Genomic DNA, 1,676 nt, shown 5'->3' on the forward strand with positions numbered 1-1,676 from the left:
TAAATAGTGAAAAAAGAGTATGAGAAATAGACATAACTGTCGCTATGCCTGAAAAATTTGTTATAATAAAAACGGATTATGCTGCTTGTAGAATCAACTTTCTGAGGGCGGATTCAAAAGGCATATCCCAGGCATCCAGATGTTGTAACATCAGGATGTGATAGAGGCGGCAGTACCACATCTTAGTTGAGCGGTGTCTGCCGTCTTCTAATTTAAAGTCTAATTTCTCACGTTTATTCGAACGTTCTGCAGAAGTTCTTGCATTATACTCAAGTTTCCATTCATCAGAGTCACGAGGTGGAATATTAAACAGTCTTGGATTATCCTTCATTGCCACATGTACGGTTCTTCCATATTTAGAATCAGAGCAGGGGTGTTCACAGGAACAGCTATATTTTCTGCTGGCTAAAGGGCATCTGAATTTCACACGATATTTTGAAGGCTCAGAGCCATCATGGTTCATACGTCTGCCTTCTCTGCATACAGGAACCCCATCTTTGCCAATGGTGAAGTCGTCCTTGTAAGGCAGCTTAACGCCACCTTTACCATTCAGATCAATAAAAGGTGTGATATGTGCCCGTCTGAAATACTCATAGTAAGGCATTGCATCGTGTGCAGAATCCAGAAGCATCTTTGTGATATTAAAGTCAGGAAGAAAACTCTTCATTCTGAAGAAGTTAAGCAAAAATCCGTGTGAATCATGCTTTGAAGCTGGATTAAGCAATGGAAAAACTGGCAGATCGCTTTCTGAATCAGAAGCGACAAGCATGTAAAGGTCATAGCCGTGGTAATAACAATCTCTGGATGAGTCCCAACCGATATCGCAATCAGGCTGAGAAAAATATCTGTCACATTTGCAGTCAGTAATGCCTTTAGAAGCACAGCTGCAGACACGATGTTTACGCTCTCTGTGAGATGTTACGACAGGAGTTCCATCGCCAGCTAGGGCAAGTGATTGGGTATCGATAAGCCCTTTGGAAACAGACTGATATAGGAATTCTTTTTGATAAAGGATGAAAAGAGAACCATATGGTTGATCCTTGATGTCAAAGGTAGTGTTCTCTAATTGTGGAAGTAGTTGTTCCACTTTGACCTTTTCAACAGAATCAGCTTTGGTACCTTTTGTCTTAGGTTTCTTTACCTTCGCCTTGAGAGGATGTATATGCGGAGAAAGATGATTATCATCGGAATCCCATAAGCGATTTAGGAAATCATAAAAGGTGCCAACACCAGGAGTGTCACCGAATTCAAAGCCGCTTAAGATGGCATAGAGAGGGTTGATTTTAAGTTGAGCAGCCCAATCAGTCAGCGAAGATACTTTGAAATCAATCGACAACAGATAGGAACGCTGCATGCAGGAAGGGGTTCTTGGTTTTGGTCCAAAAACGGAGTATTTATCTCTCATGAATTCATCCGTGAAGGAAAGGTCAAGGTTCCAAAACCGATCAATGATGTCCCAGGTAGAACGAGCAATAGAATCAGGATTAGGATAGTATTTACGAAGATTTTCAAGAACAAAGTCTTGATAGGCGGAATGACCGCCAGAGTTAACAGGTAACAAAAAATCGCCTCCAATCGAAAAATGTGTGCCGCCCGCAAGCGAACGGTACTTATTGATCAATAGGCGCGAAGCGCCGCATTTTTCGAGTAAACTGTCAAGTGTTTTTTGACAAAAA

The 1,676-nt window shown here is 41.5% G+C and carries 1 protein-coding gene; it reads right to left on the reverse strand.

Annotated features, from left to right (window positions below; genetic code table 11):
• Nucleotides 1-76: 76 nt before the first annotated feature.
• Nucleotides 77-1,676, reverse strand: a 1,600-nt coding sequence (locus BN3456_RS00975; protein WP_242862772.1) for a hypothetical protein, incomplete at its 5' end; no start/stop codon positions are given.

This window comes from Clostridium sp. C105KSO13 (assembly GCF_001517425.1).
Taxonomy (GTDB): domain Bacteria; phylum Bacillota; class Clostridia; order Lachnospirales; family Lachnospiraceae; genus Muricomes.